This is a genomic window from Vibrio kagoshimensis (genome assembly GCF_050337535.1).
Taxonomy (GTDB): Bacteria; Pseudomonadota; Gammaproteobacteria; order Enterobacterales; family Vibrionaceae; genus Vibrio; species Vibrio gallaecicus.
The window spans coordinates 1-24,912 of record NZ_JAKJSZ010000014.1; the positions used below are offsets into that span (position 1 = coordinate 1).

Below are 24,912 nucleotides of genomic sequence, written 5' to 3' on the forward strand. Positions count from 1 at the left end.
CCAAATGCCCGCCCATGCTAAGCCAGATAAAATAAACAATAGAAGCACTAAAGATAGCGTACCTCCGATATTCGCGTGCAAATCACGCATCAATACACGAGGTCCAGACCCTACACGTATTTTCAGAAAACCAGCTTTAGAAGCATTATCTCTAGGCAGCCAAAGGTAAATACCACTTACCAATAATAAAATTGATAAACTCGCGGCAATTTCGATCAAGTAATCACCCCAATCGCCAATCAACAGAGTGCCGTGGATATCATTAGCAAGTTGATACCAACTATCGCTTCTGTCTATTTCACCCATCACTTCGGCAGTATAGGGGTTCACTGTGATAAAAAGTGAACGACCATCTTCAAACCTAATCGAAAATCGATTCGCGAGGGTCGGTTCTTTCGCAGGTATAAATTGGGTCACCGCTGTGTCTGGGTAACTCTCCTGCACAGCATTTAACTGTTCTGAAACAAGCGTAATGTTATCTTCTGGCAAGACACTTAACACTTCATGGTAGCGAGCCATTTCAATCTCATCATCAAATAACATGACAAGACCCGTTAAACTAAGCATCAACATAAATGGGATAACAAACAAACCAGCATAAAAATGCCAGCGCCATGTTAGAAAATAGAGGGATTTAGAACGGTTAACTTGCTTTGGTTGAGAATCATTTCTCGACATTGTTTTTTCCTTTTACACACACAAACCACCCTCGGTATAAACAGAAGGCAATTGAGCGCGTTGACTTTACTTTTTTCCAAGTACACCGAAGGCTTAAGCCTTTCGAAAAGTTATAAATACACGTGTACTTGCTTGAATACTGATATTTGTATCAGAGTGCTCTTTTATACAAAGGAGCTATATGACTAAGCTATACAAATAAGCTAATAAAGAGTCTTTAGAAAGGAGGGGCTCTTGGGGCTTGCCTCACATAACGGGAGCTTAGAGCCAAAAAAGCATAGTTATGTTCGACAATAAAACTCAATCGAGTAGGAAGTAGTGTCGTTAAAAGTTCATCGGAATGAAAGGAAGAAAAGTGGCTAAACGGGCAAGGTTTCCCGCTGTGAGTTTCTGGCGTTCCTTCCTCTATTTGAACCAGTTTAAAACCATTAAGCGTACATAATGAAGCCCACACTCCAGCGCTGTTACCATGAGCATTGATAACAGGCATCAAAGTTACCAGCACCCAACTTAACGCTGTGGCTAATAACATTGAACGGTTAAATGGGGTATTACGCATTATCGCCATGAAATATAAACAGGCTTATTCAATAGATTCTATAAATGATTGGTGCATTATGTCGAAATTACTCGGCTGGGAAAAGTAAAGACGAAGTAATAGATGAAAAGTTGAAGCTAACGCACAGTTAATAAAATGAATAAATCACTTCCAATAAAAACGCCCACGAACTCAAGGTCGTGGGCATCTATTAAGGTCATTTAACCTGTATGTCTTGAGCAGGATAATTACAAGCTAACAACGACTCAATAAAGCTATTTTATTCGAGCTAATGTGACATGCTAATAGCTCCATTAACTATTAGCATTAGCCAAAATTAGCATTAGCCAAAAATTTTGCTCCAAATGCTTGGGTTACGCTTCTCGTGGTACTCTTCACGTAACGCATCAATAGAACGAAGTTCTTGCTTCGCTTCATCAAATTCGCCGTTATCTAGCTTCTGTTCAATGCTATCTAATGAAGCAGTAATTTTCTTAAAGCCTTCCATGTAGTTGGCTTCTTTTTCTATTGGGTAAACACCCGTTTTCAAATCCGCAACTAGGCTGTCTAAGCGCACAATTGGTTTTTTCATTTCTTCAATGCTTTGCGCTTCTGCAGCTTGTTTAAAAGCAAGCTTCATTTCTTGCATATTCTTTTTCAAATCAACACTTGCGAATGCAGAAGCTGACAAAATAGATGCAGCTAAAAAAACAGATATAAGGACTGAGCGAGTTTTCATTACTTCTCCAATAAAACAGGGTTGCCTAAGGCATTATTATTTTGGCTGCTAGTGTATACAAAATTTCGTTCAGCACAAAAATTGAATGTTGCGAAATGTTCACTGAGAAGGCATTTAATCGTTCAAAATATCAAATTCAGGGATAGCTTTACGGCCACGAAGCTCAAGGAAATCTATAAATTGCTGCGTTGAGTGTGTGATCACTTTTGAACTGTTTATTCCAACTTTGTTTAGCAGGTCTGAAACTAGGTCTAAGCCACCTATTGCATCACAGAAATGCGCATCACTGCCAGTGGTGATAAAAGCATTATGCTCACGAGCAATTCGAGCTATCTCATAACAACGATCAACACTACCCACTCGGCTATTACCCTTTAAGGTCGTATTATTAATTTCAATAGCAACATTATGTTCAGCAGCACATTGAATAACCGCGTCAAAATCAAAATCAAAATTAGGGTTACCAAGGTGACCTAGCGCATCCACTCGTCCACTTTTGATCGTATTGAGCAAGGCTTGAGTATGAGAAGCGCGATCGGCAGGTCGAAATACAGGCTCATGAAAGCTAGCAATCACCCAATCAAGGTTTTTATCGACACTCGGATGGATATCTATTTCACCAGCGGTATTGAGGATATTAGATTCCACACCTCGAACGATAGCCACGTCATGAATAAAGCGAGGAAGAACACGCTGGTTACTGAAAAACCAATAATGGGGAGCGCCAGGCATAGACTCTGAGTGATCCGTAGTACAGAACATCTTAAGCCCTTTTTCACTTGCTGCTTTCGCATTTTCAATCAATGTACTGTAAGCATGCCCACTAGCGTAAGTATGTGTATGCGTATCTACTTGCAACTGCATCATCAATGACCTCGTTTCTTAATTAGTGACAGTTTAACAGCCCAAAGTGACAAATTGCAGCAAACAAAAGAAAGATCACCTATCTGTAACTAGCTCAATTCTTAAGATATTCAAGTAACTAAATTTCCAACAATTTTTTGCAACCTATAAAAGTTAGTCAATACTTATAAAAGTTTGCGAACATGGATCATGGAATGAAAAAACGTCGTTATCCTCTGAGTATACACATCACGAGCTTATTCCTTGTACTTACCACTATGGTAGGTGCTGTACTCATTTCTATTAGCTATCGACACTCTCAAGAGTTACTTTCAGGAACCGTACAAGAGCTCAGTAAAGAGCATAGCAACAAACTGGAATCAGTATTCAAGCAAACTGTCGCTCCAGTGTTAACCACTCTTGATTTCATGGCTGTGAGCTCTTTTATTCGTCATCAAGGTGAATCTCTTGAACAAAAACCATGGCTTGCTTCTATTCATCTCATCTTCAAACAAAATCCAAACCTGGTTGCCCTGTTTTACACCGCTAATGATGGTTCATTTACCATTTTTAGACCATTAACTTCCAATAAGCATAGAAAAGCTAATAAAGCCCCAGCAAAAGCAACAATGATGATCAACAGTGCTGACTTGGCGGGTAGAAGTGAAATCGTATTTCTTGATGGTACACATAAACAAGTAGGGCATAAAATAACAAACGACAATACATTTGATCCAAGAACCCGCCCTTGGTTTATTAGTGCTCAACCAGATGGAAAGATACGATTATCAGAACCCTATATGTTCCATTTCCTAAAAACATCCGGTATTACTTTATCAAGGCGTTCAGCGGATGGCGGGCACGTTATTGGTGCCGATTTCACTCTTGATTCTCTATCCTCACAAATTGGTAATTTGGCGTATTCCAAACAAACCCGCCTCGCCCTATTTGACCAAAACTTCAACCTATTAGGTCAGCATCAACTAGACATTAACAATGAGTGGACTCAAGAAAAGCAAAGGGAGGCATTAGAAAAATCAGTTCTAGCGAGTTTGTTCAATGAACCCGATCTGACAAAAACAATTGTACAAAATATTGAGTACAACTTGAATGAATGGGCACTGACGATGACGCCAGTTCTCCTTACAGATAACGTCACATTAATGCTGGCAGAGGCAACGCCTCAGAACGATTTGTTGGCAGACTTAATTTCAATGAGAGACAAACAGGTCACTGTTGCCTTAGGTTTACTTGCCGTGTGTTTTATATTGGTATGGTTCGTTGCTCACCGCCTTTCTATGCCACTACAAACCCTCATGCAATTAACTGATAACATCTCACGATTTGACTTCAAAAAAACCCACTACCCAAAGAGCATGATTAAAGAGGTTTCAAACCTTACTCAATCCATTGAATTGATGGAGCATACTCTTCATGACCTGCTACAGCTGCTGCGTGACACGGCAAGTAACCAAGATTTCAATGTACTCGCAAAAACCATCGCTCATCAAAGTTATCTTGTTACCAAAGCTGAAACTATTGTGCTATTTGTTCAATCTGATGAAGCGGATGTATTTGAGATGGAGGCGAACCACGCCATCATTCCTTTCAAAGCAGACATCAATGAATTCATCAAAGACACGCCTTGGCTGCTCTCCAAACTTAAAGCGGGTGAAACCATTCATTTAAATAGAGATGATAACGCCTTAAAACGTCATCAAAACTCCATATTTAATTCTGATTTATACCTATTCCCGTTGATGAATAGAGAAGGAGCGCTTGTTGGTATTGTGGTGATTGGGTATGAACGCTCGATTAACCAAATGCAAACAGATAAGCATGCATTCTTAAGAGAGCTACTCAGCTTTGCTGAAATAGCCAAGGATAATATTGACCAACTTCAGCAACAAAAAGACATGCTTAATGCCTTCATCGAATTGATTGCCTCCGCTATTGATACTAAATCTCCTTACACTGGGGGTCACTGCCAGCGTGTCCCTGAGCTTACTAAGTGGATTGCTGAAATCACCGAGCAAGATAGCCGTTACTTCCCTCACTTCTCTTTAGATAAAAAACAATGGGAAGAGTTGACCTTAGCCTCTTGGTTACATGACTGCGGAAAAGTCACCACACCTGAATACGTAGTGGACAAAGCGACAAAACTCGAAACTATTTATGACCGTATTCACGAGATAAGAATGCGATTTGAACTACTTAAACAACAAGCAGAAACCGACTATTGGAAAGCTATCGCGAATGGCGAAAATAAAGATCAACAGAAAGAGATTCTAGATAACACCCATAACGAACTAGACGAAGAGTTTGCTTTTGTCGCCCAATGCAATTTGGGTGGGGAATTTATGGAGGATGAGAAAATAGAACGCTTGGATGCGATTTCTAAACGCAGATGGAAAAGAACCTTAGATGATCAACTAGGAGTATCTTGGGTTGAGAAACAGCGCCATGAAAACAAAACCTACTTACCGAAAATGGAACCACTTCTAGCAGATAAACCGGTTCATAGAGTGCCTTGGGACAAGGGATTTAGCCCAATGGATGTGTGGACGGAATCATTCGTTTTACAACCTACAGATGTTAAATACGACCGAGGTGAATTGCATAACCTGAAAGTAAGGCGTGGCACATTAAACAATGAAGAACGCTTCATGATAAATGACCATATCATTCAAACGCTCACCATGCTGAACAAACTCCCTTACCCTGAGCATTTGAAAAACATTCCAGATATTGCTGGCAGTCACCATGAGCGAGTCGATGGAAAAGGTTATCCAAGAGGTTTAAATGAAGAGCAGCTATCAATACCAGCAAGAGCTATGGCAATTGCTGATGTATTTGAAGCATTAACTTCAAGTGATCGCCCTTATAAAAAAGGAAAATCTCTTGATGAGTCACTTAATATCATGACTGACATGGCGACCTCTGGTCATATTGATCCGAAGCTGTACGTACTATTTTTAGAGAATGGGATCGATCAGCGATACGCTGAACATTTCTTAGATGAAAGCCAGCATTGTGAAGTAGATAGGTTCGCCCATATACAGAAAGTAAAAGAGTACATTCGCTTACTGTTCTAAACACATGTACTTACTCTAACTGTATGCACACATTCTAGGTATATACGCTCATTCAATTAAGCTCGCTTATTCTCACTTGGTGGGTGTAATGATCATTACCAGACCGAGATTTGAGGTCATATAAACTCAAACGCCTTATAACAAACATTTGTAATTACTGTGTAGATATTACAGCTAATGCATACTTGCTTAGCGCAAGCATAAAAATAGCGCAGGCATAAAAAAGGTCTACAAAGCGTAGACCTTTTTATTTTGGTGTTCTGTTCACTACACTCAATCGGCTGACATAAAGTGTGTAGTGCATATTTTGTTACCATCAAAGTCACGTAAATAAGCCATATACAACTTTCGTTCTCCAGCATCACGTACACCAGGCGCACCTTCAATTGCGGTACCCCCACTTTCTACCCCAGTGCGGTGCCACTCGTTAACCACTTCAGGGCTCTTTGCTAGAAAGCCAATCGTCATGCCATTTCCATGAGTCGCTTGCTCCCCATCAATAGGCTTAGTTAAACCCAGTACGCCTGTTGGAGTGAAATACATGCAGCGTCCTTTTTCATCAATGACACCTTCGTTATAACCAAGAACTTTCATGATTGAGTCATAAAACACTTTGGCTTGAGCAACATTATTGGTTCCGAGCATTACATGGCTAAACATACGTTTCCCTACTTTAAATTAAGTTCAATACACATTAACTAGCAACTTACCCCATCTTAATATTACAAACCACCAGCTAAATCTAAGTAATTACCAGTAGAGAATGAGGACTTCTCCGAAGCTAACCAATAAATCGCCTCAGCGACTTCTTCAGGTTCACCACCTCTTTGCAATGGAATAATACTTTTTAGCCTTTCGACTCTTTCAGGTTCTCCTCCATCGGCATGCATATCGGTATGAATCAACCCAGGGCGTACACAGTTCACACGAATACCTTCAGCTGCAACCTCAAGTGATAAACCTTTAGTGAGCGTATCTACAGCACCTTTAGAAGCAGCATAGTCAATGTACTCATTGGGCGAACCAGAGCGAGAAGCACCAGACGACACATTAACAATCACGCCACCTACCCCACCATGCCGGGTAGACATGCGCTTAACTGCTTCACGACAACAAAGGAAGTAGCTAGTCACATTATTGATGAGTATCGAATTGATTCTATCAGCGGTCATCTCATCTAAGCGTGATTGCTTTTTCAAGATTCCTGCATTGTTGACCAGTATAGAGACTGGCCCAAATTCCTTATCGACAGTTGCAAACATTCTCACCACATCTGCCTCGGAAGAAACATCGGCCTGAACGGTCATACATTTTCCGCCACTAGCGGTAATCTGCTCAGCTAATGCATCGGCTGTTTCCGCATTAGACTTATAATTAATGCATACAGAGTAACCTTTACTCGCGAAAAGCTGCGCAGTGGCAGCACCAATACCACGACCGCCACCTGTAACTATAGCTACTTTAGATTTGTTCATTAACCAATCCCTTACACATGAACTTTTTAATTTGGTTTACTGCTTTTACTAACATCCAAGTTAACATTCGCTTTCATTATTAGTGAACCGCTGAAAGAATAAATGCCAAGCATAAAGCATCTATAAAGTCATTGCCTAAATGAAAACTAAGCGAGGAAGTCATTAACCAGTAACCGTTATTGAAACTGAAAAATACAATTATTGCCGCTCTATAAACCAAGACCCACGACAAGGACCATTCGTTAAATACCATTCACCTTGAAGACGGTTCGTATGCCCTAATGCTGAAAATCGATAATCCCATTGCCTATGGTTGGCATATAGCACTAACTCATTATCTTCTGAAACCCAACCTTGTAATGACGTTCCATTGTAAGTCAGACGTAAATTTGCTTTACCATCAACGATACTACCTGTAATGGTTGTTCGCTCACACATGTTATTACCGGTAGTATTAATACGTCTTCCTGCCCACTCGCCATCAAACTTTGTTGACACTACAAAACTAGGCTCATCTGGCAATTTAGGAAATGATTCGGCATTACTGGAACCAAACCAGTTCAGCTTACTACCTAAAATCATGAACAAAATGAAACTGGTTGTGATACTAAGCAAAACGCCTTTCTTCATGGTGATCCCTTCAATGATTCAGTTATCTCATCTTAACCAACCCATGCAAATATGAGCTAACACCCCGCAGCTATAAACTAAGTGCCAAGGCTAATATTCAAGAAACGAAGACGTGTATGTAGGGCATAAATTGGTCATAGCTTAATTCAGACCTCATGGTTTATGATTAAGTATTAATCCAGTAATACTGAACAAGCCCACTTTGACCTGGTACTTCTTTTTCAATTTCTAAAATACCGTTATTAGATTGAATAGCTTTTACCGAACCTATGTTGCTTTTATTTACCGTCAGCATCGCTTTATCAATGCCATGCTTACTCGCTTCAATTAACGTCAATTTAAGTATGGTTTGTGCATACCCTTTCCTGCGCTCTGAAGGTTTTATTCCGTAGCCAATATGCCCACCTAGCACTCTCAACCCATCATTGAGCTGATGCCTTAAATTCGAACAACCTACCACGCAACCATCTTCATCCACCAACCAGAAGGTGCTATGAGGAACGAAGTTTTCAGGTACTGAATCACCATTAGAATACGATTCCAGCCTCTTAACCATGGCTGAGAAATCATCATATTGCTCCTTCAAAACAAAAGGAACAAACGCTTCCCCTTGCTCAGAGACTTCTCGCACCATGTTGATATAAGAGTCTTGATATTCAGTGCTTGGAATGACTAGCTTCATCTCTTTTCCTTTTTAAGTTTCTAAAGTGCCAAACATTTACATTTAGCGTGACGATGTCGATAATCGATACAGAGTTTGCCTAGGGTCAAATCAGGTTGAGCTTCGTTGCAATACCACCGAGCTTCGAAACGACATCTAACTTCATAGTGACGAAGTCCTTATCAGAGTCATTCGTTATTTTGTAACCTAGTTTTCTATAAAATTCTATCGCTTTTTTATTACTCTTAAAGCTTGATAAGGTTATTGAATCACATTGATTCCTCTCTGCAATATCATAAACTTGAGCCATAATTTTTGAGCCTAGCCCTTGCCGATGAAACTCAGGAAACACTATCAATAAGTGGATATGGTAAGACTTACTTTGAGGCTTAAAACATAGTAAACCGACTCGCTTATTCTGGTACTTCACCCAGTAATACCAAGATAACGGGTAATCATTTTTAAGGCGTTGATATTGGAAGTCGTCATGCCAGCCGAAAGTGTCATTTATGTAAGGAAATAAGGTCGCTTTTGTCAGCATAAAAACATCACCAAATTCCGTATCATGCAGTGGAACTAGATTAAGGTCATTAGCCAAACTTCACCCCCTATCTGCTGGATGATTGACTCCGTCCATCACATCAATATCACCAATTTCGTAGGGGTTTACTCCTTCCAGACAGCCAATATTGAAACCGTATTCAGACGGATTAGAGCGTCTTTGATGATGAGTATAAATTCCACAATTTGAACAAAAGTAATGTTTCGCGGTATTGGTATTGAATTGATATAACTTTAAAAAATCGTGACCATTTACGATTTGAATACCATCCAATTTAACCGACCCCACAATGGCGCCTTTTCTTCGACATATTGAACAGTCACAACGCCTTGGTTTCTCAATTCCATTAGGTAAAGACAATTCAAGAACGACAGAGCCACAATGACAACTGGCCCTGTGCTTCGGTTGAATAATCGTACTTCCCACTAGTTTGATCATGGCTCCCTCCCACTGCATTGCGCGTTTTTAACGTTCAATAACGCTACTGACTTAATATTTGCATTGCAAGTGTTAGCAACTTAATGCACTTGGAACTGAGGCATTGATAAAATAAATGAAAATTCTTACCAAAAAACAGTAACTAACTAGAGAGGTTGGCAACTAGCTAAAGACATAACAGTAGCGACTTCGTTTTTCTAAGCTTGGAATAAAGCGGATGGAAACAGGCAGGAGGAACACAGAAGAACATGTGTGTTCATAAATAAAAAGCCTGAATATGAAGGCTGCATTCAGGCTAGATGATTGTTTTTATTATTAATAACTAAATACGATTACAGCATTTCTTTAGCAATCAGATGCAGTAGAAACGTTTCGCGTTCAATGCTCATGCCCTTTTTAGGGCTTTCAGCCATGGTCTTCTCGTTGTGAGCAATCGCCTCATGAATGTTAATCCAAACCGGCTTCATACCATTTTTTACTTCATAATCTTCGTAAGCGGTTTCTCCTAACTCACGATCGATTTTGCACGAATAACAGTAAGATACCATGTGCATTATATCGGCATCGTCTTTATACCAAGGACGAAATTCTTCAAAGATACCAAACGGCTTGATAGCGTGGATATTTTTAGCGCCTGTTTCTTCCTCAAGCTCTCGAACCATTCCGGCAATCACATCCTCACCTTCATCCAAACCGCCGCCAGGGATGGTGTAATCGTGGTAACGCTGTGTATATAGCATCAGAATATTTTCACCCTCAACAACAATGGCACGGGCAGCATTGCGTTGATAAACCGTTTGATTGTCTAAGTGATCAATATCTGGGTGAATGGTTGTTTTTAAATGTCTCATGAGGTTCTGTATTCGCTGCTAAAAATTTGGCGGAATGGTATCACATCAGAAATAATATTTGGTGCAACAAAAAGCCCCACTTGAAGTGAGGCTTGATTATCCGCTAGATACTATAGTTAATAAATGCATCTCTGATAGACACTAACTAGCTAGCTTACAAAGGCTAATCTACTAAAACTAGAGACTAACCATCAGCAGTAATAGTATCAATCAACTCTTGTTGAACCGTATCAGCTTTGTCTATTGCGATTTGGCAAGTACCCGCTGCAATATGACCACCACCGCCATACTTAAGCATTAGCTCACCCACATTCGTTTTTGAGTTTCTATCAAAAATAGACTTACCAGTAGCAAATACAATGTTCTGTTTTTGGAAGCCCCACATTTTGTGGATAGATATATTACATTCTGGGAACAACGCATAAATCATAAAGCGGTTACCAGCGTAAATAGTGTCTTCACCTGTAAGATCTAATAGCACTAAGTTGTTGTGTACTGTTGCACAGCGCTTTACTTGCTCTTTAAACTTGCCTTCGTGTTCTCGGTATAAATCGATACGTTCCGCTACATCTGGCAGCGCAAGGATCTGCTCAATAGAGTGATTTTTACAGTAATCAATTAAGTCCATCATCAAAGCATAGTTTGAAATACGGAATTCACGGAAACGACCAAGACCAGTTCTGGCATCCATTAGGAAGTTCAGTAAGTTCCAACCTTGAGAGTCCAATACTTCGTCTTGATTGAATTGAGCAGAGTCACCCTTATCAACCGCTTCCATCATTTCCAACCAATCAGCAGGAAAAGTGTCGAGACCACCATAATAATCCCACACAACGCGAGCGGCAGAAGGGGCATCTGGATCAATAATATGGTTTTTACGCTCACCGGTGTTACGGATAGTTTCAGATAGATGGTGATCGAAAGTCAGATGAGACGCTTCAACATATGGAAGGTTAGTAACAATATCATTCGATGTGATCTCGATAATGCCATCTTGCATGTCTTTCGGATGCACAAATTTAATATCATCAATTAGGTTCTGTTGCTTAAGTAAAACCGCACACACAAGACCATCAAAGTCACTGCGAGTTACTAATCTAAATTTTTGATCTGACATTTATCATTCCTTTGTCATCTAATGTCACTGAAGTCATTTAAAGATAACCGCATAGTATCCCAAGAATCAAGTTTTTGGGCAGTGATCGCTCTTAGTTCAGCTAACCTATGGGGTATTGCTCATAATACACACCATTTTACTTCAAAACCGAGTAAAGGTTCTTCTTTCAAAAGAAAATCGTCATCAATTAATTATATTAAAAACAATAGATTCAGATTATAACAATTGAACACTGTTCGATTTTGACATTTCCATGACAAAATGAGGTGCGTCAAGAGTAACATTTACGCCTGTTACGTTTATTTACAAAATGGTCGATTATTATGAAAAGCAAATCTGAATCCTCATCGCCTCTTAGCATTGCTCTTCCTGAATTTAACTTGTCTCAGTCAACTTCTCAGGTTATTTACAAACGGATTCAAACCGCTCTTGTCGTGTTAACCATCTCTATTGTTACGAACCTTGCATTACGTGTTGATTTCATGTTTTTCAATGATCTTCCTAGTGAACTTTCCATCACTGAAATGCTTCAGCAGCTTCTGCTTTTAGGCTGCGTCTTATCTTTTACTCATCTGGCTAAACAACGAGCTGAAGTCAAACATGCAGCACTGCTTATTGCTGCCTTTTTTGCAGTAATGTTCATTCGAGAGCTGGATCACTGGTTCGATTTTATCTTCCATGGAGCTTGGGTTTACCCTGCTGTACTCGTTGCTGGCTCCGCAATTTATTACGCCTGTAAAAATGGTAAGCAAACCATTGAACAGCTTGGTTTAATTCTCGCATCCCCTCATATGAATACATTAGTAATTGGCTTGATGTTGTTGCTCGTATTTTCTCGACTATTTGGTATGGGTAGCTTTTGGCAAGGTGTGATGGGTGAAAACTACGTGGGTGATGTGAAGAATATTGCGGAAGAAGGAACTGAACTTCTTAGTTACGCGTTAATTGCTCTAGGTTCAATAAAAACCGTGATTAGCCTAACCAAGAAGTAGTTTGCTTATTCAAGCGTAGAAGGCTACCTCGAACATAAAAGACGATTCAAACCTAAAAGTCTATTCGGACATAAAAGACTATGCGGATATAAAAGACTTTCAACTTAGAAAACTTTAGCGCCACCAGCGCGCTGCATGATCCACTTCAGGGTCAAGGTAACGATTAAGCAAGGTGAGGTTTGTATCTAATAACGCTAGATACTCTCTCACCTTAGTTGTTTCTAATGTGATAACTGTATTCTCCACACACGTTCGCATCACTGGCAATAAAGCATTTACGAGCGGGAAGGCTTTGCTTTCGGTGGCGACTAATTCAGCCGCTTGTAGCGCCTCTAATGCAATTTGAGCAGGTTCATGTCTCACCGTGTTTAAATCTCGATGAAAAGCTTCAGCGACCACCCCTTCAAGATAAACTCGATACGTTGTCAGGGCGTCCATCAATAGAAATAATTGACCTTGCTGCGAACTGTGTGGATAAGGCTCAGCAACGTGGTCATCAAGTTGCTGGCTGATTTCAAGCTCTATACCCATTGCTAAGCATCCATCTTTGAATACCTTCAATAAGCCTTGCTCGTCCATTAATTGCTGTATTTCAAAAATGCGCTGTAAATGATAGTCGTTGGATACAAAGGTCACTTTAAGAGAGGTCGACTCTTGTTGTAGACCGCTTTCAAGTAAACCGCTTTTTTTCAATTCCACAACAACGTTTCTTATATTCTCGACTGTGTTCGTCGACTCTTTTTCTAACAATACTGTTGGCAGTGGATACGACCCAGAAATCTTAGATACTAACTTATCGTAGTAATCATACATTGCCTCTGCTTCTGAAAGCGTTTGACCACTCGTTATGCCACCACAAAATGCCACTATCAAAGACTCACCCGGCTGCCACTTCTCACCTAACTGCAAGTTCTCATCTAGCTGCGACTTCTCATTTAACTGTAAAGGCTCATCTGACTGGAATCGCTCATCAGAATGAGCAATGCGACTGAGCAAAAAATGATGAAGCGCATGCACTCGGCTCTGCCCTTCTACAGTCAAAGTATTTTTGTTTAGGCGCTTTCCTAGAACAATTAGTAGGTGATCTGTGCTCATTTTATGCGCAAGTCTCGTTTTTGTTATTAGATGGAGTGAATTATGTATACAATGATAATTAACAAAAGTATTTTTAATTTCCCTTAGGTGTGTCGCAATTACGCTCACAAATTTCGACACGCTGCTTTCTAAGGCGTTTACAGATCAGCCCACAAAGATGGACTTACAGTAAACATTCGTTACACACAGCTGCGTTTTTATCCGGCCGCTGAAAACTACAGAAAGTAACAATTTAAATCCATTAGAAACAGTACAAAACCATAGTAAATAAGCAATGCCCGTAAACACATCGTACGTATTTGATGTAAATACTACGGAGAGTACCTACGAAGCAATAATTATAATCAGTCAGAGTTCGTTCATCGAGCCACCCTCCACAGGAAGTCACCACTATGCTGTCTATTTTTGATATCTACAAAATTGGCGTTGGGCCATCTAGCTCACATACTAACGGTCCAATGATTGCAGGTTTTAACTTTACTCAGATCATTCAACCTTACCTTGATAAGGTTACACGTGTGCAAGTTGACCTTTATGGTTCACTGTCACTCACTGGTAAAGGTCACCACACAGACCGCGCTACGATCCTAGGGCTATTAGGCAATAAGCCCGATACCATCAAAATCTCGAGCGCCAATTTAGCAATGAAGAAGGCAGTCGAAGATCAACGCCTAGCGCTTAGCGGTACGAATGATATTCCATTCAATGTAGATACCGATATGCTTTTCCACACATCTAACCTTCCTTTACATGAAAATGGCATGACCATTTCTGCGTTTGACGCTCAGGGAAAGTTACTTGGTATGGAAACCTATTACTCTATTGGCGGCGGTTTTATTGCCACCGCTGATGAGCTACAAAATGGCAAAAAAGAATCTGAAGTTTCTGTGGAATTTCCATTCACTTCTGCTGAAGAGTTTTTAACGTCTGCCGAGAAGCAAGGGCTGAGCCTAGGCAGTTTGGTGTTAAGAAATGAAGTGTCTTTCCAAGACATGGAAGCGATTGATCAAAAAACAGAACAAATCTGGAAAGTAATGTCTCTGTGTATGCAGCGTGGCTTTGATACTGAAGGCATTTTAGAAGGTGGGCTAGAAGTAACAAGACGTGCTCCTGCTTTATTGAAAAAGCTAGAGGCAAATGCCGCAATTGAAAGCGATCCAATGGAAATTATGGATTGGATCAACCTTTTTGCTTTTGCAGTCAGCGAAGAAAATGCCGCAGGTGGGCAAGTGGTAACATCGCCAACAAATGGTGCTGCAGGCGTAATCCCAGCTGTATTGATGTACTACCATCGTTTTATTAAAGAACTGGACACTAAACAACTTAAAGACTTCATCGCGGTTTCTGGGGCAATTGGCATTCTTTACAAAACTAATGCGTCTATTTCTGGCGCTGAAGTAGGTTGCCAAGGGGAAGTGGGAGTTTCATCTTCAATGGCTGCTGCTGGGCTTACCGCTCTACGTGGCGGCAGTAATGAGCAAATCTGTATGGCTGCTGAAATTGCCATGGAGCACTCGCTAGGGATGACCTGTGATCCTATTGGCGGCTTAGTTCAAGTGCCATGTATTGAACGAAATGCAATGGGTGCGATGAAAGCCATCAATGCTTCGCGAATGGCTCTAAAACGCACCAGTAAGTGTCTTATCTCATTAGATAAAGTTATCGCTACCATGTATCAAACGGGTAAAGATATGAACCGTAAGTACCGAGAAACATCTTTAGGCGGGCTTGCTGTCATCCATATGTCACCACCTTGCGAGTAATTTTGAATATTTTTTACGTTCCTTTACCGCAGTAAACTTAGTTTCCATTTTCACTCAAAAGCCAGCAGGAATGCTGGCTTTTTAATCGGTCCAGCCTCGTTTCTCTGCCCCAGGGTAAATTTTTCTAAGTGACGATTTATCTATCATTTCTTATTTCTTCTTAATTCACCGACACTTAGTTCCACCTAGCCATTACTTTCTTTATTTTACAAAACCATCCACCAGCAAAATCTTATTTTCCACTTTTAATTCATGAGAAAAATGAATGCATTCATAAGAAAAGATACGGTGATAAAAATCCACAGTGCGAGAAATGTTTCATTTTATGTCGAACTATAAATGATATTATAATTAGGTTATTACACTATATATAAACATAAATGTGAGAATAAAATAATGTGGAATAGATTAAACAAATCAATGATGTTCTGTCAGATGATGTTCGGATTATCATTCTATGGCGTGATGGTTATTTTAACCCGCTTCTTCCTTGAAGATCTTAACTACAATGAAGCTGACACCATGATGGTTGTTGGTGCTTTCTCTGCTATTGGACCTCTATTCGCAATTGCGGGTGGCTTCATCGCCGATAAGTTTTTAGGCGCATACCGCTCTTTGACTATCGCGTTCCTTGGGTTCTCCAGTGGTTATGTATTATTGGTATTAGGTGCAGCCGCAACTAATGTACCAATGGCATTATGTGGTATTGCTTTAGCGAGTTATGCACGTGGCTTGATGTCCCCTTCTTACCCTAGCCTTTACAAGCGTACGTTCAAAACTCAGGAAGATTTCGAAAACTGCTACCCTATCAACTACTCAGTAAACAATATTGGTGCACTATTAGGTCAATACCTGTTCCCTATGTTAGTGCTGGTTGTAGGTTTCCACGGTGGTTTCCTTCTTTCTGCTGTTCTAGCAGGTGCTGCGCTTCTTATGATGATCTTTGTTCGTAAAGGTCTTGTAGAAGCAAGTGCTGATATTGACCAACAGCCTGTTAGCTCTAAAAACTGGGCAGCATTCCTAGGTCTTTCTGCTGCCATGATCGGCTTGGTATTCTTCATGTTCTCTAACATGGATATTGGTCAAAATATCGTATACGCAATTGGTGCAGCGGCAATTATCTACTTTGTTTCTTTGATGATGAAATCGAAGAAATCCGACATGCTAAAAATGGGCACTATCTTAATCATTACTTTCCTAACCACATGCTTCTTCGTGTACTACGGGCAAATGATGACTTCGATGACAATGGTTGCGATTAACACAATGCGTGGCGACTTATTCGGTTTTATCCCTGTTGCACCTGAAGCATCAATGGCAATGAACCCACTATGGTGTATGGTTGCTGGTCCTATTATTGCTGGTATCTTTTCTAACCTTGAAAAGAAAAACATTAACTTCTCTACTGCAACGAAAGTAGGTTTCTCATTCATCCTCACCGCTATTGCCTTTGGTATCTTAACCATGGCTGTAACGACTGTTGGTGAAGATGTTCTAATTCGTCCAGAAGTATTCCTAGCTATTCACTTCTTCCTAGCATTTGGTGAAGTAATTGTTGGTTCAATGGTTGTTGCATTCATCCTGTCTGTAGCGCCTAAGCACATTGAAAACTTCTCAGTAAGCTTGTTCTCTGTTGCTATCGCTCTTTCAGGTATTGTTGGCGCGGTATTCTCAACTTCAATTGCGCTAGAAAAAGGTCAAGAAATCACTCAAGAAATCGTGCAAACGGTTTACGGTGATTACTTCCAAATGCTAACTATTCTAGCGGTTGTAATGGTTGGTGTCGCGATGGCTGGCTCTAAAGCTATCAGCAAAATGCTGGAAGCTGCGAAAAACGCGGAAGAGTCTATTGACTTGGAAGAAGCTAAAAGCTAAATAGCCCTTCAGGCGAGATGCATTAATCTATGCCCTAGTGAATATTCACTGGGGCATTTTTTATTGAACGCCATAAGTATGCCCTCATAAACATAATTCCTTAAACGACCTCGCATAATTTAGTTTCATAGATATAGCGACATAGTTCTTCACGATATGAACCTTAAATCTTGTCTTAATTTAACAATCAACCACACCTATTTAGCCTAAAAGTATCATTTGTAAAACTACGTAAATGATAACTATTAAGATTGTCAGATTTGAAAATGAAGATTATGATACTGGCAGTAAACTACATTGAGATAAGTATATGAGTAAACCTAGTCCAATCACTTTAAGCGTTACAAGTTCAATCACCATTACCCCTAACATGCAGCGTATTACACTCCATGGTGAAGGGTTGAGTAACTTTCCGCCTGAGTGTGCTGGCGGGTATATTAAACTTCTTTTCACTCCTTCTGGTAGCACCGACTTAACCAAGCTAGATCAAGGCGCACGCCCTACAATGCGTACTTATACTATTCGTCAGTTCAACCTTGATGAGTCATCAATTGAAGTCGATTTTGTACGACATAATACGGTTGACCTACAATGCGGGTTCGCCGCACGTTGGGCTATGAATGCACAGCCAGGTGATACTATCTCTGTAGCGGGTCCTGGGCTTATTCAAGGATTAAATCTAGATGCTGATTGGTTCTTCCTAGTCGCAGACATGACATCACTGCCAGCTTTAACGGCAAAGCTAAATCAGTTACCTACAAATGCCATTGGGCACGCAGTTGTTCTTATTAACTCAGAAGATGATAAGCAACAGCTAGATACACCTGCCGGCTTGAATATTGATTGGATCATTGAAGGCGAATCTAACTCTTCACTTGCAGACACAGTTCGCCAAAAAGAATGGCTAAACGGTCAAGTGTCAGTGTGGTCAGCGTGTGAGTTTGAAAGCATGCGAGAATTAAGACAGTACTTCAGAAACGAAAAAGAAGTGGTAAAAGAGAACATCTATATTAGTAGTTATTGGAAACGTGGCGTAACTGAAGATGGGCACAAAGCCATTAAACGTGCAGATGCAGAAACGCTAGTAAACTAACTCCTATATCAGGCTCAGCTAGACGCTAGACGCTACACAAAGAATACAAAACGCCTAACTTGTTTACTCAACAAAGCTAGGCGTTAAATGGCAGGCTTAATAAGTACCGTCATGCACACTCTATGGCACTAGATACTTTCTCCCACCTCAATTCGGTAACCTAAATCTAATTTCGCAACCCATTCATTTTTACCTTTCAGACGAGCAACAACTTGCTCTGCGGCAACTTTACCGATTTGCTCTCTTGGCGTAACAACGGTTGCCAAGCGTGGTGTCATGGCAACCGTAATATCGTGCCCATGAAACCCTGCGATCGCCATTTGCTCAGGAACATGAATACCACGTCTTACACATTCGTAAAAAGCACCAATCGCCAAGTCATCATTGGTGCAGAAAATCCCATCCACTTGAGGGTGCGTTTCCAACAATTCACCAATCAACTTAGCCCCCAAAGTAAACGACGATGCATCTTCCGTTTGCAGGGTGATCGCCTGCTGCTTGGCTTCTTCCATTGCATGTTCATATCCTGCCATTTTTAAGCGAGTACGTTCATCCATACGCGCAGCAAGATAAGCAATATTCGTACGCCCCTTATCCAACATAGTCTTGGTCATGGCTCTTGCAGCATCAAAGTTATCAAAGCCAATCGCTTGTTCAATGCGAGGTGAGACAGAATCCATAATTTCAATAACTGGAATGGAAGCCGTTTGCAGCATCTTACGCGCTCTTTCTGTATGTACATTTTCAGACAAGATAATTGCATCAACATTGTAAGAAAGCAGTGAAGCAATACTCTGTTCTTCAAGTTCAGGGCTATAGCCGTAGTGAGCAATCATGGTCTGATAACCTGCTGGAGCAGTTATTTGCTCTATACCTCGGATCACTTCGGCAAAAACTTGGTTGGTCAGAGAGGGAACCAGCACTCCAATCGCATTACTTTTTGCATTCGAAAGTATGTCAGGCGCGCGATTAGGTATGTAGCCGAGTTCATCTACCGCAGAATTAATTTTGTCACGAAGGGCTTCAGACACTAATGAAGGGTCACGAAGACAGCGACTTACGGTCATTTTCGTCACACCAACTAAATTGGCAATATCTTGTAATGTAGGACGTTTTTTCTTATTCGGCATGGTATTTAATTATTATTGTTATGGCTAATGTTACTGGTAACAGTGTATCCAACTGACTTGAAATTTGAAGTCTAATTTAGTAAAAAATTGATATAGCCACATAATTAAAAACGCCCTCATCTAGAGGGCGTTTGCAGATTCGCTATGCTTGAACGGTTACCTCAACTCTCGGAGATTGACCCCAAGTCACATGAAACTTCTCCGCTTCTTCACGATCCACTCTTGAGTAGGTATGAGATCCAAAATAGTCACGTTGAGCTTGCAGTAAATTAGCAGGCGATACTTCACAGCGTAGTGAATCGAAGTAATTCAATGCTGAGCTGATCCCCGGCATCGGTACCCCAAACAAGGCGGAGTTAGCGACTGCAATACGCCAAGCAAGCTCCCGCTCTTCCACTTGTTTGATGAAAGCCCCATCAAACAGTAGGTTCGCTAGCTCACCATTTTTCTGATAAGCCGCTGTGATACTTTGCAAAAATGCGGCACGAATAATACAACCCGCGCGCCAGATCTTAGCAATTTGAGTGAAGTCTAAATTCCAACCTTCTTTATCTGAAGCTGTCTTTAATAAATCAAAACCTTGAGCATAAACAGATAGCTTGGCGCAATACAGTGCATCATGAAGTTCAGAGACGATTTCAGATTTATCTAACTGGCTTGCATCAGCAATGTTACCTTTGAGAAGTTGACTGCCTTGTATGCGTTGTGATTTTTGGCCGCTCATCGCACGCGCATAAACGGCATGTGCAATCGTTGGCGTTGGGCAACCTTCTTGAAGGCTGTTTACTGCTGTCCACAAACCTGTGCCTTTTTGACCAGCTTTATCAAGCACCACTTCAACAAATGGCTTACCCGTTGCAGCATCTTCTTGTTGAAGAATATCGGCGCTGATCTCCATCAGGTAACTATTAAGTACGCCGTTGTTCCACTGTTCAAAAACTTGCCCAATCTCTTGAGCTGGCATTTCAAGCACATCACGCATGAACTGGTACACTTCACAGATAAGCTGCATGTCAGCGTACTCAATACCATTATGCACCATCTTCACATAATGACCTGAACCTGCAGGACCAACATACGCCGCGCACGCTTCACCCGTTTCAAACTGGCCAACAGGTAGTCCATTAGCATCCACTTTTGCAGCAATCGCTTCCCACATCGGTTTCACATATTGCCAAGCGGATTGGTCACCGCTGGCCATCAGCGCAGGACCAATCCGCGCGCCTTCTTCGCCACCAGAAACGGCAGTACTGAAGAAACGAAGTTTGCCTTTATAATTCAATTCGCGGGATTCGGTATCAGTCCAAAGGCTATTGCCTGTATCGATAACAATGTCGTCGCTCTCTAAACCGGCTTCTAGCAAATTACTCACTACGATATCTACGGGCTTTCCAGCAGGAACAGACAACGCGATCACTCTTGGTTTTGCTAGTCCTTGTAAAACCTCTTCAAGATTAATGCCGCTAGTAAACAGCCCTTTTCCTTCAAATATCGCATTGAGTTGCTTCGCTTCAGTGCTAGCGCGCTCAATGTTGTCTTTGTTCAAGTCGAAACCAACAACATTAAAACCGTTATCCAGTAGATTGAGGGCAAGGCTTTTGCCCATCACTCCCAAACCAATCATTGCGATGTCATTTTGTATCTGAGTCATGATTTAGCCTATCTGTCTAATTTGAGTCAGTGCACTTTTTACTACCTGTTCGACATCTTGTGAGATATCGATAAACAACGCTTCGCCTTTGCTTGGTTCAACCAAGGTTTCAAATTGGCTCTTTAGCATTTCTTGACCATTGAAATAATGGTTCTCACGAGCTTGATGGCGATTCCAAATGGTATCGAAACTGCCTTGAAGATACACAATCACTAAGTCTTCGTTATTCTTACGCAGAATATCTCGATACTGCGGTTTCAATGCAGAGCACGCAATCACAGCACTTGCTTGTTCAATATATTGTTTATTAAGCGTTTCTAGCCACCCTTGACGATCGTCGTCTGTCAATGGAATGCCTTGACGCATTTTTTCTACATTGCTTTGCGGATGGAAGTCATCCCCATCAAAAAACTGAAGCGTTAATGCTTCTGCAATACGGCTTCCAATCAGGCTTTTTCCGCATCCAGATACGCCCATCACGAGTATTTTTTTGCTTTTCATAAGGCAAGCCTTCCCTAAGCCCTAACCAAATTAGGGCTGACAATCGAATCTAATAATTACATTGGTGTTGTTGCTGATAGGTTCCTAAACGTTCCATTCGCTCAGGAATCTTCTCTGTTATTGCCACCAAAGCGCTAGCTGAGGGAAGATAATAACCAGTGCCAGAACTAATACTTGAAGTGCAATGAACGGCAGTAGTGAAGAGAAAATCTCGCCTAGGCTGATATCTTTTGGCGCTACTGATTTCAAGTAGAATGCCGCAGGACCAAACGGTGGTGACAAGAAAGACACCTGCATATTTAGACAGAACACAACACCAAACCACACAGGGTCAAAACCAAGGCCAGTGATGATTGGAACAAAGATTGGCATTGTTAGGAGTGCCACACCTACCCAATCGAGGAACATGCCTAGAACCAGTAAGATAGCCATCATAATTAACAGCGTTACCGTGGCGTTACCACCACTTAGTGCAAGGATGGTTTCTTCAACAAAATCAATACCGCCCATTAAGTTGTAGATACCAACCAGTGCGCTTGCACCGATACCAATCCACATGATCATGCCGCAAGTACGCATGGTTGCGATGGCACTCTCTTTCAGCATGTTAAAGTTCAATTCACCACGGATCAGTGCGCTGATCATGATACCAACTACACCCAATGCCGAAGCCTCTGTTACTGAAGCAATACCGGTATAGATACTGCCAAGGACCGTTGCTACAGAAAGCAGTGGGAAAAACAGAGCCTTAAAGTAGCTTGGCTGATTGGCAATATCTTCTTCTGTCTCATCATCACTTGGAAGAGGAGCTAAAGACGGATTCAGCTTACAGCGAATCAGCACGTAGCCGATGTAACAGCCCGCAAGAATAAACGCTGGTAAGAATGACGCTTTGAACAGGTCGCCAATCGACACACTTGCTGTCATGCCGTAGATGATCAGTACGATACTTGGCGGGAGCATGGTACCAAGTGCGCCACCCGCACAGGTTGTACCGATAGCAAGTTTACGGTCGTAGCCCAAACGAAGCATTTGTGGCAGAGCAAGAATACCCAGTAGTACCGTTTCACCACCGATAACGCCTGACATAGATGCCAGTAGTACCGCTACCAATAGTGTTTGTACCGCAACGCCACCACGAACCTTACGTCCGACAGATTTCATAGCATCAAACAAATCACGCGCAATGCCTGAACGGTCTAATAAAGCCGCCATCAACACAAACATTGGTACCGCGAGAAAAACATAACCAGAAGCAAAGCTATAGGTACGGCTCGCAATCAAAGGTAAGGCATCAGGACCAAACCAACATAGAGTGAAAAAAATCGCGACAAAGCCTGTTACGAACGCTAGCTGCATACCAGTCAGTAGCAAACCAATCATCATAACCAGCATGAGCAAACTGCCCCATGCGATACCAATAGAAGATAAATCAAACATCGTCATTCTTCCTCAGACCCATCAACTCTTGGATTAGGTGCAATACAAACTGGACAACAAGAACACACAAAACAACAAAGATCAGACCTTTCAAAAGCGCAGGATAAGGCGCGTTTAATACTGAACCTGATGTTTCAAGGCGGAACTCACCCCAAGGTGCAAACCATGCTTCTTCTGCCGTGAAGTAAGCCGCGTAAGCAAGCATGCCAGCAAAGGCTAATCCAACAATGTGGTGAACAAGATTAAGATATTTACGTGCTTGGTTAGACACTGAATCGTAGATAAGAACCACACGTACGTGCTTATTCGCGGCAAACGCGTAGATGCCACCAATAATAAATAATGAACCGCCGATGAAAGACGCTGTTTCATGTACCCATGTGGTTGGGGCATCAAATGCATAACGCATCACAACTTCATAAAATGAAATCAATACAGTAAAAATAAACAACCAGCTAACGAGATTACTGAACTTTATAATAAGGCGATCAAGCACGTTCCTTGGTTGTTCGTCGTTTTCAGCTGGTGCGTGAGGGGTTTTATCGGTCATGAGCCAAATTTCCTGGGAGAAAACGGGAGAGCAATGCCCTCCCCCATCAATAAGCTAAGTTTGAATTACAGTAAGCCGTTTTCTTCTAGGAACACAGTCACAGAGGTGTAAACTTTTCCTGCGTTATCAGAACGCTCTGCAAATACTTTCCATTGACCTTTCGCGATTTCACGGAACTTCTTACGTTCTTCTTGTGACCAGTCGTGGATAGTAATTTCAGGGTTCGCTTGAGCTTCTTTAAGCGCAGCTTGGTCAGCCATTTTCAGCTGAGTTGTCATGTCGTAAGAGAAGTCACGCACTGATGTTTGCAGCATTGTTTGTAGATCAGCAGGCATCTTGTCCCATTTCTTCTGAGAAATAGATATATCGATAAGCGGTAGTGAATGGAAACCCGGTTGAACTGGATGCGTGGCAATGTCGTTCATGCCCGCTTTTTGGTTGGTAGAAAATACGGTGTAGTCAGCGGCATCAATGACACCTTTGCTTAGACCGGTAAATACTTCAGAACCCGGTAGGTTTACTGGAGTCGCGCCTGCTGCAGCAAATACTTGCTGTACTAGACCTTCTGGCGCACGCAGTTTAAGACCTTTAAGATCCGCTACACCATCGATTGGCTTTTTAGAAATAAATGACTCAACGCCGGTTGTTGAAGCACCAACGAACTGAACACCGTAAGGCTTGTAAAGCTCAGTCATTAGCTCGTTACCGCCGCCATAGTTCATATATTGAAGCAGTTGTGTTGTATCAGACCATGCGCCAACCATGTTACCGATAAGACCAAATGCTGGATCTTTACCAGAGAAGTAACCCGTTGCTGTGATGTGACCATCTAGGATGCCCATCTTGATCGCGCCTAGCGTTTCTGTGTGCTTAACTACAGCGCCAACAGGAAGAAGATCGATATCAATACGTCCGTTAGACATCGTTTCTACACGCTCAGCCCACTTCTGCTGAACTTTGAAGTTCAAATCACCAGAAGGATCTGAAGATTGAATCTTAAGTTTAAAGTCTGCAGCCATTGCTGAAGTAGCAAATAGGCCAGTGAGGGAAGCAGCAATCAGCGTTTTAGTCAGAGCTTTCATTTGGGTATCCTTATGAGTTTCACAGAGTCCGGTTTGTAATTATATGTTACCGGTAACTTTGAGATGGATGTTACCGGTAACTTTGTAACCTTGTCTATGAGAAGGATCACATC

The 24,912-nt window shown here is 41.4% G+C and carries 24 protein-coding genes; 5 read left to right on the plus strand and 19 right to left on the minus strand.

The window, feature by feature from the left end; translation table 11 throughout:
• The 4 genes from L4C37_RS14185 to L4C37_RS14200 form a co-directional block, all read right to left on the minus strand.
• Window positions 1-678 (minus strand): PepSY-associated TM helix domain-containing protein (locus tag L4C37_RS14185; protein WP_429768964.1); only part of this gene is annotated, 678 nt, incomplete at its 3' end.
• Window positions 679-895: 217 nt separating this feature from the next.
• Window positions 896-1,237, minus strand: a complete 342-nt coding sequence (locus tag L4C37_RS14190) for a hypothetical protein (protein WP_137372131.1) — start codon at window positions 1,235-1,237, stop codon at window positions 896-898.
• Between the two features lie 322 nt (window positions 1,238-1,559).
• Window positions 1,560-1,955 (minus strand): cytochrome b562, encoded by a 396-nt coding sequence (locus tag L4C37_RS14195; RefSeq protein ID WP_429768965.1) that lies wholly within the window; start codon window positions 1,953-1,955, stop codon window positions 1,560-1,562.
• Window positions 1,956-2,069: 114 nt separating this feature from the next.
• Window positions 2,070-2,819 (minus strand): phosphatase, encoded by a 750-nt coding sequence (locus L4C37_RS14200; protein WP_429769043.1) that lies wholly within the window; start codon window positions 2,817-2,819, stop codon window positions 2,070-2,072.
• A gap of 194 nt (window positions 2,820-3,013) precedes the next feature.
• On the opposite strand from L4C37_RS14200, the gene L4C37_RS14205 reads away from it, so the two are divergent.
• Window positions 3,014-5,893: an HD domain-containing phosphohydrolase gene (locus L4C37_RS14205; RefSeq protein WP_429768966.1), complete on the plus strand. Its 2,880-nt coding sequence runs from the start codon at window positions 3,014-3,016 to the stop codon at window positions 5,891-5,893.
• A gap of 273 nt (window positions 5,894-6,166) precedes the next feature.
• On the opposite strand, the gene L4C37_RS14210 is transcribed toward L4C37_RS14205, so the two are convergent.
• The 8 genes from L4C37_RS14210 to L4C37_RS14245 form a co-directional block, all read right to left on the minus strand.
• Window positions 6,167-6,553 (minus strand): VOC family protein, encoded by a 387-nt coding sequence (locus L4C37_RS14210; protein ID WP_429768967.1) that lies wholly within the window; start codon window positions 6,551-6,553, stop codon window positions 6,167-6,169.
• Window positions 6,554-6,615: 62 nt separating this feature from the next.
• Window positions 6,616-7,368: an SDR family oxidoreductase gene (locus L4C37_RS14215; protein WP_137372127.1), complete on the minus strand. Its 753-nt coding sequence runs from the start codon at window positions 7,366-7,368 to the stop codon at window positions 6,616-6,618.
• A 198-nt stretch (window positions 7,369-7,566) separates the two neighbouring features.
• Window positions 7,567-7,998 carry a hypothetical protein gene (locus tag L4C37_RS14220; RefSeq protein ID WP_429768968.1) on the minus strand — a complete coding sequence of 144 codons (432 nt, stop codon included), beginning with the start codon at window positions 7,996-7,998 and terminating at the stop codon, window positions 7,567-7,569.
• Between the two features lie 166 nt (window positions 7,999-8,164).
• Window positions 8,165-8,680, minus strand: coding sequence for a GNAT family N-acetyltransferase (locus L4C37_RS14225; RefSeq protein WP_137372125.1), 516 nt, complete (start codon window positions 8,678-8,680; stop codon window positions 8,165-8,167).
• Window positions 8,681-8,765: 85 nt separating this feature from the next.
• On the minus strand, window positions 8,766-9,257 hold the full coding sequence (locus L4C37_RS14230; protein WP_429768969.1) for a GNAT family N-acetyltransferase: 492 nt from the start codon (window positions 9,255-9,257) through the stop codon (window positions 8,766-8,768).
• 3 nt (window positions 9,258-9,260) lie between these two features.
• Window positions 9,261-9,656 carry a GFA family protein gene (locus L4C37_RS14235; protein WP_273293758.1) on the minus strand — a complete coding sequence of 132 codons (396 nt, stop codon included), beginning with the start codon at window positions 9,654-9,656 and terminating at the stop codon, window positions 9,261-9,263.
• 335 nt (window positions 9,657-9,991) lie between these two features.
• On the minus strand, window positions 9,992-10,510 hold the full coding sequence (locus L4C37_RS14240) for an NUDIX hydrolase (protein ID WP_429768970.1): 519 nt from the start codon (window positions 10,508-10,510) through the stop codon (window positions 9,992-9,994).
• Between the two features lie 184 nt (window positions 10,511-10,694).
• On the minus strand, window positions 10,695-11,627 hold the full coding sequence (locus L4C37_RS14245) for an exopolyphosphatase (protein ID WP_137372122.1): 933 nt from the start codon (window positions 11,625-11,627) through the stop codon (window positions 10,695-10,697).
• A gap of 323 nt (window positions 11,628-11,950) precedes the next feature.
• Between L4C37_RS14245 and L4C37_RS14250 the strand changes: the two genes are divergently transcribed.
• Window positions 11,951-12,619: a hypothetical protein gene (locus L4C37_RS14250; protein ID WP_273293744.1), complete on the plus strand. Its 669-nt coding sequence runs from the start codon at window positions 11,951-11,953 to the stop codon at window positions 12,617-12,619.
• Between the two features lie 114 nt (window positions 12,620-12,733).
• On the opposite strand, the gene L4C37_RS14255 is transcribed toward L4C37_RS14250, so the two are convergent.
• Window positions 12,734-13,714: a YdcF family protein gene (locus L4C37_RS14255; protein ID WP_429768971.1), complete on the minus strand. Its 981-nt coding sequence runs from the start codon at window positions 13,712-13,714 to the stop codon at window positions 12,734-12,736.
• A gap of 392 nt (window positions 13,715-14,106) precedes the next feature.
• Between L4C37_RS14255 and L4C37_RS14260 the strand changes: the two genes are divergently transcribed.
• From L4C37_RS14260 to L4C37_RS14270, 3 genes are all read left to right on the plus strand, one after another.
• Window positions 14,107-15,477, plus strand: coding sequence for an L-serine ammonia-lyase (locus L4C37_RS14260; protein ID WP_137372119.1), 1,371 nt, complete (start codon window positions 14,107-14,109; stop codon window positions 15,475-15,477).
• Between the two features lie 396 nt (window positions 15,478-15,873).
• The gene (locus L4C37_RS14265; RefSeq protein WP_137372118.1) at window positions 15,874-17,352 is read left to right on the plus strand and encodes a peptide MFS transporter; all 1,479 of its coding nucleotides are present in this window, start codon (window positions 15,874-15,876) and stop codon (window positions 17,350-17,352) included.
• Between the two features lie 310 nt (window positions 17,353-17,662).
• Window positions 17,663-18,445: a siderophore-interacting protein gene (locus L4C37_RS14270; protein ID WP_429768972.1), complete on the plus strand. Its 783-nt coding sequence runs from the start codon at window positions 17,663-17,665 to the stop codon at window positions 18,443-18,445.
• 128 nt (window positions 18,446-18,573) lie between these two features.
• Here L4C37_RS14270 and gntR read toward each other — a convergent pair whose 3' ends face one another.
• The 6 genes from gntR to L4C37_RS14300 all read right to left on the minus strand — a co-directional run bounded on the left by gntR (window position 18,574) and on the right by L4C37_RS14300 (window position 24,799).
• Window positions 18,574-19,575, minus strand: coding sequence for a gluconate operon transcriptional repressor GntR (gene gntR, locus L4C37_RS14275; protein ID WP_137372116.1), 1,002 nt, complete (start codon window positions 19,573-19,575; stop codon window positions 18,574-18,576).
• 142 nt (window positions 19,576-19,717) lie between these two features.
• Entirely contained in the window at window positions 19,718-21,226 is a 1,509-nt protein-coding gene (gene gndA / locus L4C37_RS14280) for an NADP-dependent phosphogluconate dehydrogenase (RefSeq protein WP_429768973.1), read from the minus strand.
• A gap of 3 nt (window positions 21,227-21,229) precedes the next feature.
• Window positions 21,230-21,727, minus strand: coding sequence for a gluconokinase (locus tag L4C37_RS14285; protein WP_372267456.1), 498 nt, complete (start codon window positions 21,725-21,727; stop codon window positions 21,230-21,232).
• Between the two features lie 117 nt (window positions 21,728-21,844).
• Complete coding sequence (locus L4C37_RS14290; protein ID WP_065606581.1) at window positions 21,845-23,167, minus strand: TRAP transporter large permease; 1,323 nt, start codon at window positions 23,165-23,167, stop codon at window positions 21,845-21,847.
• The gene (locus L4C37_RS14295; protein ID WP_429768974.1) at window positions 23,160-23,717 is read right to left on the minus strand and encodes a TRAP transporter small permease subunit; all 558 of its coding nucleotides are present in this window, start codon (window positions 23,715-23,717) and stop codon (window positions 23,160-23,162) included. Before L4C37_RS14295 ends, L4C37_RS14290 begins: the two co-directional genes overlap by 8 nt.
• A gap of 65 nt (window positions 23,718-23,782) precedes the next feature.
• The gene (locus tag L4C37_RS14300) at window positions 23,783-24,799 is read right to left on the minus strand and encodes a TRAP transporter substrate-binding protein (RefSeq protein ID WP_009845626.1); all 1,017 of its coding nucleotides are present in this window, start codon (window positions 24,797-24,799) and stop codon (window positions 23,783-23,785) included.
• Between the last annotated feature and the right edge of the window lie 113 nt (window positions 24,800-24,912).